This is a genomic window from candidate division WOR-3 bacterium (assembly GCA_029858255.1).
In the GTDB taxonomy this organism is placed as follows: Bacteria; Hydrothermota; Tepidihabitantia; order SM23-42; family SM23-42; genus SM23-42.
On sequence record JAOUFJ010000045.1, the window covers coordinates 1 to 9,485 of the forward strand.

Annotated in this window: 11 protein-coding genes; 5 read left to right on the forward strand and 6 right to left on the reverse strand. The window is 45.6% G+C overall.

The window, feature by feature from the left end; translation table 11 throughout:
• From OEV79_11565 to asnS, 6 genes are all read right to left on the reverse strand, one after another.
• A partial coding sequence (locus OEV79_11565) for a GTP-binding protein (GenBank protein ID MDH4212074.1) occupies positions 1-110 on the reverse strand: 110 nt, incomplete at its 3' end.
• 301 nt (positions 111-411) lie between these two features.
• Complete coding sequence (locus tag OEV79_11570; protein ID MDH4212075.1) at positions 412-1,194, reverse strand: DUF4097 domain-containing protein; 783 nt, start codon at positions 1,192-1,194, stop codon at positions 412-414.
• Positions 1,187-1,585, reverse strand: coding sequence for a hypothetical protein (locus OEV79_11575; protein MDH4212076.1), 399 nt, complete (start codon positions 1,583-1,585; stop codon positions 1,187-1,189). The genes OEV79_11570 and OEV79_11575 overlap by 8 nt, the downstream gene beginning before the upstream one ends.
• Before the next feature lie 163 nt (positions 1,586-1,748).
• The gene (locus tag OEV79_11580) at positions 1,749-1,937 is read right to left on the reverse strand and encodes a hypothetical protein (protein MDH4212077.1); all 189 of its coding nucleotides are present in this window, start codon (positions 1,935-1,937) and stop codon (positions 1,749-1,751) included.
• 145 nt (positions 1,938-2,082) lie between these two features.
• On the reverse strand, positions 2,083-2,448 hold the full coding sequence (locus tag OEV79_11585; protein MDH4212078.1) for a DUF2089 domain-containing protein: 366 nt from the start codon (positions 2,446-2,448) through the stop codon (positions 2,083-2,085).
• 431 nt (positions 2,449-2,879) lie between these two features.
• Positions 2,880-4,169, reverse strand: coding sequence for an asparagine--tRNA ligase (gene asnS, locus OEV79_11590; protein MDH4212079.1), 1,290 nt, complete (start codon positions 4,167-4,169; stop codon positions 2,880-2,882).
• A gap of 110 nt (positions 4,170-4,279) precedes the next feature.
• Between asnS and rpsL the strand changes: the two genes are divergently transcribed.
• The 5 genes from rpsL to OEV79_11615 form a co-directional block, all read left to right on the forward strand.
• Positions 4,280-4,669: a 30S ribosomal protein S12 gene (gene rpsL, locus OEV79_11595; GenBank protein MDH4212080.1), complete on the forward strand. Its 390-nt coding sequence runs from the start codon at positions 4,280-4,282 to the stop codon at positions 4,667-4,669.
• 10 nt (positions 4,670-4,679) lie between these two features.
• Positions 4,680-5,150, forward strand: a complete 471-nt coding sequence (gene rpsG / locus OEV79_11600; protein MDH4212081.1) for a 30S ribosomal protein S7 — start codon at positions 4,680-4,682, stop codon at positions 5,148-5,150.
• A 22-nt stretch (positions 5,151-5,172) separates the two neighbouring features.
• Positions 5,173-6,126, forward strand: coding sequence for an aminopeptidase (locus tag OEV79_11605; GenBank protein ID MDH4212082.1), 954 nt, complete (start codon positions 5,173-5,175; stop codon positions 6,124-6,126).
• A 6-nt stretch (positions 6,127-6,132) separates the two neighbouring features.
• A complete protein-coding gene (locus OEV79_11610) occupies positions 6,133-7,800 on the forward strand; it encodes a BamA/TamA family outer membrane protein (protein ID MDH4212083.1) in 1,668 nt (555 codons plus the stop codon).
• 5 nt (positions 7,801-7,805) lie between these two features.
• On the forward strand, positions 7,806-9,485 hold a 1,680-nt coding region (locus OEV79_11615; protein MDH4212084.1), incomplete at its 3' end, for a hypothetical protein.

Sequence of the window (9,485 nt, forward strand, 5' to 3'; positions counted from 1 at the left end):
TCCAACGCCTTCGTAATCGCCGCAGTCAACGCCGTCTTACCATGATCAACATGCCCAATCGTCCCAATGTTAACATGCGGCTTCGTCCGCTCAAACTTCTGCTTCGCCATAATCATCCTCCTTAAACTGCTCTATTTTTATGTAAACATTAATTATATATAAAAACAGAAATAAGTCAATAGTCACACAGGGATATAGCCTAGGCCCATTTGGACCTCGGCTTTGCTGTAAGAGGCAGCCTTAGAATATCTACTCACCAGAATTACATGGTATTATACTCTAAAATCTGAAATTTGTCAATACACAAGTGAACGCACACTAGCTGTGCTGGCATGCAAGCGGGGTATATACTATCGCGTTTAACCAAAATTCGCTTGCTGATTTTGAAGTCCGCCCAAAAACGGGGTATGATTATCCTCGTTCTTTTATGGTCACATCACCTGATTTGGAAGTTATTTCAATTTCCGCAGTTGCCTTATTGAGAATTCCCTTTAACTTATTGTCGCTCTTGATCTCATTCTTTAGCGCGAAGTCGCACGAGATACTGCCGGCATCGCTTTCGATATCTAAATCCGCTTCTTGTTTTTTGTCCAGCTGCAGGGTGACGTCGCCACTGCGCGATCTGATCTTGATCTTCTGAGCTTTTGCGTAATCAAGATTGATATCACCCGATACGAATTCTCCGAACATGCTTCCCGAAAGATTCTTGCCGATGACATCACCGGAAACCGATTCAATTCGGATGGTTCCCTCGACATCGGTAATGCTGATATTTCCTGATATCCCCGCAATTGAGATTTCCGTCTTATGCGGCAAAGAAATACTGACATCGCCGCTCAGTGTTTTGATATACAGTGTTTCATCGTCTTGTTTGATTTTGGCGAAACCGTCCCGCTGTATTTCGATCTTATCGGTACTGTCTCCTTCGATTGTGAGATCACCGCTTATGCCATTGAATGACAATTTCTTCTTCGCAGTATATTGCATTGACTCTTCGCATTGTGGGTCATCGATTGCATTGCCGATCGCCGCACTTATGAACTTCGGTATTCCTTCGATTGAACTCCAGATTTTGAATTTGTTCTTTTTCTCTTTCGATTGGGAGTGCGAAAGTGCTTCAAGCAGACGTTCGGCTTCTTGCGCATTGATCTTCCCATCTTCGAGCATTTTCAGTATCTGCATTCGCTCATTCAATGCACACCTCCACATATTCACCATCTTCATCATCGGTCACCTCGGCCAGTACGAATTTTTCCTCATCACCGAGGCTGTCGATTATGCTGTCGATCATCTCTGGAGTGAATTCGTCGAGCGCGATTTCTTTGCCATGCATGTTCATCTTCATTCCTTCGGGCATTATGCCTTTGAAGGCAGTACCTATTCGCGATGCGAGTTTCAATACGGCTATGGGAATGTTGACTCTGACCTTTGGTTTATCTCTATTGTTCTTGTCATAGACTCTTATTCTGAAAAATCGTTTTTTACCGTGTGCGTCTTTCAGCGCGTCAAGCAGACGGTCTGCTTCTTCGGGTGTTAATTTTCCTTCTGCGACCATATTGAGTATCTTCTTTCTTTCTTCAGACATTATTCCTCCTTCTAACAGATGGTTGAATTTTGTATGGTATTGCCGCCGGTCTGGGTGTGGTTATACCTAATAGGTAGTAAACACCTGGTGTAGAGCCAATTGACCACACAGACGGCCATAACGTACAACCTGTAACTATGTTCAGCATGGGTGTCGTCCTTCTTCACAAAATTGGGTTTGTCAGAGTACAGGATTGATCGTACTTCCCACGAATACCGGTTGCCCCGTCTTCGGCAAGAAATGGGATATTGGTTAGACCGAGAGGGTAGGGCAAGCGATAGTCATCACTACTCTCTACCACAATGTTACCTTTTTGAATCTCATTCAATATTGTCTCAATGTTGACTGACATGTTTCTCCCTATAAAAATTCGTTTTTCGTTGTATGGTTTGGACACGGGCTTGGTTCACGGTTGGCAGTAGATCCATACGACTAAACCTTTGGACCATACTGGCAGCAACAACACACAACAATGTACTTAGGCCTTTGTGCATATTTTATTTCCGCTTCCTCTGTTTCAGTATTGCCACAGCCTCATCTACCGATATCTTACCCTGAGAAAGTGCCTCAAGCGGTTCATGCTCTTCTTCAGCAGCAATCGGGGAGAGATTCAGATTTTTCAATAGGCTGTCGATCTTGGCCTTGATCGTTGGGTAGGAAACACCGAGCAGCTTCTCCATTTCGGTGATGCGTCCCTGGGTTCGCAAGAATATGAGCAAAAATTCATGGTCTTCTTCAGGCAGACGGCAGAATCCACATGATTCGAAGTCCTTTTTGATACGCAGGTCGCATTTTGGGCACCTTAACTCACTTATCACCATTTGTTCACTACATGAAGGGCAATTAAATAATTTAACTTTCATGCCATATTATAATTAAAAAAATCAATTTGTCAAGGGGTAAAATTAAGATATATTAATAAATTGTTACTATCGTTGCGACCGTTAATCTCGCTAATACCGTTGAATAAAGACATTGCGAATTTCGAAATTACTAAAAGACGTTAATATCGCTAATACCGTTATTCCCGTTATTCTCGTTGTAAAAATGCGCCGATTTGATGCAACTCCTCGGTTGTTAAACCGTAACGTTGACCTTTGTGGCCGAAACGGGCCTCGTAACCGTTCAACGTGGCCGATTCGTCGGTATCATTATGGTCGCTCAGATCGTTAGTATCGTTGGACCAAGATTTTTTTGGAATTTGGAATATGAAATTTGAGATTTGTTTGCAGCATGTAATCTGGAAATTCGAATCGGTTTAGAATTTAGCTACTAGTATTTAGGATTTGCGGCATTAGGGATATACCCTCTCCAGCATCCTGGGGAAGGGGATGGTTTCGCGGACGTGTTTTATCCCGCATACCCAGGCTATTGCTCGCTCAATGCCCAGGCCAAATCCGCTGTGCGGACAGGTACCGTATTTTCTCAAGTCTAGATACCACTGGTATGCATCTTCCGGGAGTTTATTTTCCTTGACGCGTCTTAGAATGATGTCGTAATCATCCTCGCGTTGTCCACCACCGATCAATTCACCTACGCCCTCGGGGCCGATCATGTCCACGCTGAGCGAGAGGGTGTCATCATCCGGATCCCGTTTCATATAGAATGCCTTGAGCCCTGCCGGATAATGGTGCACAAATACCGGTCTGTCAAAATTCTCCGATATAATCGTTTCATGCGGTGCACCAAAATCGTCTCCGTATTTGAAATCTTTCTCTTTTGTTCTGATTATTTCGACCGCTTCCTTGTACGTTATGCGCGGAAACGGTTTCTGGATTTTTTCGAGCTTGGTGATGTCTCTCTCCAGTGTTTCGAGTTCTCTACGGCGGTTCTTTAGCATGCGGCCGATGACATACACGGTCATGTCCTCAGCCAGTTCCATTAAACCGTCCAGCTCAAGAAATGCGACCTCCGGTTCGAGCATCCAGAATTCGGTAAGGTGGCGTCTTGTTTTTGATTTCTCGGCGCGGAATGTCGGGCCAAAACAGTAGACCTTACCGAGCGCTCCAATCGTTGCTTCGTTGTACAACTGTCCACTCTGTGCCAGGTAAACCTTCTCGCCGTAGTAGTCCACAGGGAATAGCGTCGTGGTTCCCTCTACCGAAGCGGGAGTCAGAATTGGAGTATCGGCATTGATGAAACCCTGATCGTCAAAGAAATCACGGCACGCCTTGATCAATTCATGCCTGATGCGCATGATGGAATTCTGTTTTTTTGAGCGCAGCCATAGATGCCTGAGTGGTAACAGGTATTCAATCGAATGCTCTTTGGGAGTTATCGGGTAATCCTCGGCGGTTTGGAGTACCTGCAGGTCTTTTGCTATTATTTCATAGCCGCCCGGTGCTCTTTCGTCCTTTCTTACCATGCCCTTTAAAACAATAGATGATTCCTGAGTGATCTTGTCGGCCCGGTCGAACACTTTGTCATCAACCTCACCTTTCGCTATGACCGATTGTATAATACCCGTACCGTCACGAACAAGTATGAAGTGTATCTTACCGCTCGATCTCTTGTTGTAGAGCCAGCCCTTGATGACTACTGCTTGATTTTCGTATTTGCCGATGTCTTCGATGTAGACGTGCATGGGTTATGATATACACAAGAATGATAAAGTCAAGTGTTGTGGGTTGACAGATGTGTGTTTCTGAATATAATATCAGGTTGTGATGGCAAAATGGCGAATCAAGGAGGCAAATGCCAACAATTAATCAACTAATTAGAAAGGGAAGGAAAAAGGTTGGGTCGAAGAGCAAGGCACCGGCACTACAAAGTAATCCACAGCGCCGTGGAGTGTGCACGCGCGTATATACGACGACACCCAAGAAACCGAATTCCGCATTGCGCAAGGTCTGCAAAGTGAGGTTGACGAATGGTTACGAGGTGACATCATATATTCCGGGCGAAGGGCACAATCTTCAGGAACACTCTATCGTGCTCGTGCGAGGTGGTAGGGTCAAGGATCTGCCGGGCGTTCGGTATCATATTGTGCGAGGCAAGTACGACACTGCGGGTGTTGAAGGCAGAAAGAAAAGTCGTTCTCTTTACGGCGTAAAGAGGCCTAAAGAGACACCGGTAACGTCATAGAGGTGGCCCTATGGGAAGAAGACGGAGAGCACAGATAAGAAAGGTACAGCCGGATCCTAAATTTAACAGTATCGTGATCAGCAAGTTCATCAACAATCTGATGTGGGACGGTAAGAGAAGTATTGCGCAAAAGCTTCTGTATGGTGCCCTTGAGCGAATAGAAAAAACAACAAATGAGGACGGGCTTGCTGTTTTCGAAAAAGCCTTGAATAATGTAAAACCGGTTCTCGAGGTGAGGCCGCGTCGTGTTGGGGGAGCAACTTATCAGATACCAATGGAAGTTCGGCCAGCAAGGAAAGAGAGCCTTGCGATTAGATGGTTAATCCAATTTGCTCGTAGCAGGTCTGAATACCGAATGGAAGATCGACTTGCTCAAGAGATCATCGCCGCAAGCCGTAATGAGGGCGGTGCAATAAAGAAGCGAGAAGAAGTACACAGAATGGCAGAAGCGAATCGCGCGTTCGCCCACTTCCGTTGGTAACAATACCCATCTACTGTTTCCCATGAAAGATCTGGAACGAGGGCTGCTCAGAGCATCCAGAATAGTCATCGAAAATTGTCTGGGTATCAGAGCACGTGAAAAGGTTGTTGTCGTAACCGATGAACCGTGCCGGGCGGTTGGCATATCGATCTGGACGGCCCTGCGAAGGAAGCATGATGCGATTTTGATTGAAATGATTCCCCGTAGTATACATGGTGAGGAACCACCAAGTATTGTGTCGGATGCGCTGAGCAAGTGTGATGTTTTCATCATGCCCACCAGTCACTCGTTAACTCATACACAGGCAAGAATCAATGCTAATAAGAATGGCGCCAGGGGTGCAACAATGCCCGGGATTACTGTTGAAATGATGCTGCGAACGTTGAGCGCTGACTATCGGCGCATCGAAAATTTAACCAAAAAAGTCGGTAAGAAGCTGAGTAATGCCAAACGCGCATATGTGGAATCGGACTCCGGAACGAAGTTAGAACTAAGTCTGAGCAAACGCTCTTGTTGCCTTGATACGGGCATCGTAAAACGAAAAGGCGGATTCTCGAATCTCCCCGCTGGTGAGGCTTATATTGCTCCGGTTGAGGACGGGAGTAACGGTACAATAGTCATTGACGGGTCCTTCGCTCCCGTCGGTGCAGTCACCGACCCCGTCACTGTCGAAGTGAAGAATGGTAGGATAACCAGGATGCAGGGTAGCGGAAGAATGAGCAAAATCTTCGGCCAATACGGAAATAAAGAAAAGACTCTCTGTGAATTCGGCATCGGGACTAACTACAAAGCCAGGATAACCGGCAACGTACTTGAGGATGAGAAGGTTTTAGGCACAATACATGTCGCTTTCGGTAACAACCTGGCATTCGGGGGGAAGAACAACGCGCGCATTCACCTTGATGCCGTCATAAGAAGACCCAGCGTTTGGCTTGATGAGAAATTGATAATAAGAAAAGGCAAGTTTTTGATCTAACTCCACTTGTTCGGACTATTTGTTTCTTTTATAATCATAAGTTCCCCAATCAAAGAAGTAACATTTGTCGGCAATGAATCGGTTCCGACGCGGCATCTTCGTGCGGAGGTAGTCTCGAAACCGGGTGAGGAGTATAGCGATCTGGACATGAATTACGATACCGGCCGTATCATCCGTTTGTATCGGTCAAGGGGTTTCTTTGACACTGAGGTTGTTCCCGAAGTAGCAATAGTGAGGGATTCGGTTGCCATTGTATATCGAATAGACGAAGGCAGCAGACCAAGGATCGACAAGATTGTGGTGGATGGTGATAGTTTGCGAAATGTACGAAATTTACTCGCTGTAAGAGTTGGTGATTATTTCATACAATCTAGATTGATAGATACAGAACGAGCAATAGAAGATCACTACAAAGACAGGGGATATCCCTTCGTTGAAGTTGACTATAGTGCTCTTCCTGATTCCGGGATCCTCCTATTCGCTGTAGAAAAAGGCATCCTGCACTATGTCAGGAATATCGAGGTACAGGGTTTGACGAAGACAAATCCCGCCTTGGTGATACGGGAGATTGAATTGGAATCGGGCGACATGTACAGTAAGTCAAGAGTATATGACAGCCAGCGGAGGATTTACGCGCTCGGCTTCTTCAGTACTCTCAAAGTTGAGATGCTAAAGAAACAGCCAGACAGCATTGACCTAATCTTCAATGTTAAGGAACTAAAATCTCGTATCCTGAAGTTTGGCATTGGTGTGACTCTTCCTTTCAGCTTTCTGTTGTCATTCGGTTTCGAGGAATTGAATGTAGCAAATATCGGGCACCGCGTGAATGTCAGTCCGCTCTTCAAGTTCAATATCGAAAAAGAGTGGGAGGCAAGGGTAGAGGCAAGGTATACACTGCCTTATGTCACATCGTTGGGTCTAAAGCTATCCGTGCTGCCGTTCGTTTGGTATGAGGAGATGATCGATTTCACAAGACATACAAGGGGTAACGAATTCCAGGTTGCAAAGGTTTTCACTGAGGAAGTCGCGTTAAGTGTTGCTCACCGGTACAAATATGTTCGAATCAATCCGAAGGTAACCCTACCCGATACTATCAAAGGTGTTACAAACAGCGTCAAAACTCAGTTCTTACTGGACCTCAGGGATGAGTTCTTTGATCCTCACAAGGGTTTATATTTTGTTCCATCGATTGAATATGCAGGGGGCATTTTCGGAGGTGCTAACCACTTCCTTAGACTGGAGAGCGAAGAGCGTGTTTTCTTCCCGTTGCTTGCCAATGCTCTTGCGCTGCGTTTCAAGATCGGCGCTCTTATTCCCACCGATAGCGTCTCGGTTTATGAGGAGTACTTTCTTGGCGGGCAGTACACTCTTCGCGGTTATCCGGAAAGGTCAATTGGGCCGGATTCCATCGGTGATGAGCGATACGGGGATATCCTGCTGAATCTGAATATCGAGTACCGGTTACGGCTGCCAATGAATTTCGGTTTGGTCGGTTTCTTTGATGCCGGATACATCGACAATGAAATCGATTTTAGTGACACCGAATACTTCAAAACTACCGCCGGTGTGGGAATACGTTATTTCACGCCGATCGGACCATTGCGTTTTGATGTTGGTTTCCCATTACAGGAGAAAGGCAGCGAGTTTTATTTCGGCATCTATCACACATTCTGAGTGATATGAAACGATATATCAGACACATCGTTGGACCCATTGCTTTCCTATTGATCCTTGGTGCAACTATTCTATACGTGACTAGTACCAGGTTTGGCGAATTGACGCTCGATGTCCTGGAAATCATAACTGGTTTGAATATTGAATACCGCATGATCAGCGGTAACATACTTCGAGGGTTCCGGATCGACGACTACAGTGTCAGGCTTTCAGAGACCGATAGGATCCAGGGGACTCGTGCGGAAATTCACTACCGGTTCAACCTGTTCATGCTCCAATTACCTAATTTATTCGAGGTCACGCTTTTTGAACCAACAATTACATTACACGAAAAGAAGGGTGACGACAAGGCGGTTGAAAGGTACACTCCTGGTTTGCCAAGAATCAGGCTTGGATTACGGATGAATGTGAAGAACGGCCAAGTTACGTATATGAATCAGCATCTGTACCAGGCAGACGGTATTTCGGGTATTGTCTTCATAGATTTTGTCGGTTCCAAGGTCCATCTAATTGCGAGGAATCTATCACTTTCTTCATCGCAACCTTCGTTGGATATTAAGTCAATGAATCTTGATGCTGATATAAGCGATGAAGGAATAAGGTTGAATTCGTTCAAGCTTAACGGTACCGGCCTCAGCTTGAAGGGCAGTGGGTATTATATTTTCGACCGGCAACATGCCACTTTTGATTTTGAAGAGGCGCAAGTCGATTTTAGCGCCTTGAGGTGGGCGTCGATTCCGGGCATTAAGGGTGAAATGGTGGGCCAGGTCGACTTTGTGGGTAATATCACGTATCGCCAAGGCAGTTTCATACCGCAGATACGCGGGAGCGCTGTTGGTTTCTATCCGTTCGAGAAATTCGGTTTTGAAACTAATGCAACCGTGGATACGATCTGGGCCAATATATTTGACGCTGAACTTCTTAGTGGTACCCTTTTTGCACAGCTAAAGGTCGTTAAGCTCTCCGAAGTCGAGTTCGTTTCGAACTTCAAGGATCTGGATGTCAGCCGATTTGTCAATTCGAAAGAGCCCTTGGTTGTGAACGGATATCTGGCATACAACGCAAATAAATTCGTTGGTTTTGTCAGTTCTCCACTTGAACAAGGTGTGGGTCTTGATTCGATTCTTTGCTACGGGTCGTTTTCGGGCTCCCGGTTATATTTGGATTCACTCTTTGTCCTTGAGGGCACGAGAACTCTACGTGCTCACGGGAATGTGCTGCCCGAGCTTGATCTGCACATCAGTTTTGCTGATTTTGATGTCGCACGTTTTGAGAAATATTTCCCCATCGGCGGCAAATTGAATGGCTCTATCCAGGTTCTGGGTGCTCCTGATGACCTCATGGGGTTGACTGTTAATACGGATCTCCTGGCACAGAATTTGTCTGTACACGGATTCACTGTTGATAATGTGGCAATAAGAAGCACGGATTTTCAGATAGACAAGAAGGAACGAAGACTTTCACTCGTACTGCAGGAACTTCATTACAGGAATTACCGGTTCGAACGAACTGACCTTTCGATAACAGACAGTTCATTCAGATTCATTGCATCAGATAAAGTAGACACGATCTTTGTCGAAGGTGTATTACGCGAGGGATTGCAAGGTACTATCTGCTCTCTGGTTGTCAATTACAATCGGGTTCTGACCAGGAATACGAAAACGATAGAATTCGATGTGACGGAA